The sequence below is a fragment of the Mycobacterium sp. SM3041 genome (assembly GCF_039668335.1).
In the GTDB taxonomy this organism is placed as follows: domain Bacteria; phylum Actinomycetota; class Actinomycetes; order Mycobacteriales; family Mycobacteriaceae; genus Mycobacterium.
Genome location: NZ_JAYXBQ010000013.1, coordinates 1 through 396, shown reverse-complemented (window position 1 = coordinate 396; position 396 = coordinate 1). Strand labels below are relative to the sequence as shown.

Here is a 396-nt window from a genome sequence, read left to right as displayed (position 1 = left end):
TCCTGGCTCAGGACGAACGCTGGCGGCGTGCTTAACACATGCAAGTCGAACGGAAAGGCCCTTCGGGGTACTCGAGTGGCGAACGGGTGAGTAACACGTGGGTGATCTGCCCTGCACTTTGGGATAAGCCTGGGAAACTGGGTCTAATACCGAATAGGACCACGCGCTTCATGGTGTGTGGTGGAAAGCTTTTGCGGTGTGGGATGGGCCCGCGGCCTATCAGCTTGTTGGTGGGGTAATGGCCTACCAAGGCGACGACGGGTAGCCGGCCTGAGAGGGTGACCGGCCACACTGGGACTGAGATACGGCCCAGACTCCTACGGGAGGCAGCAGTGGGGAATATTGCACAATGGGCGCAAGCCTGATGCAGCGACGCCGCGTGAGGGATGACGGCCT

1 rRNA gene is annotated in these 396 nt (G+C 60.6%); it reads left to right on the top strand.

The annotated features are described in order from the left end of the window. Positions 1 to 396: ribosomal RNA gene (locus tag VXD91_RS04890) — 16S ribosomal RNA — on the top strand; the annotation flags it as partial.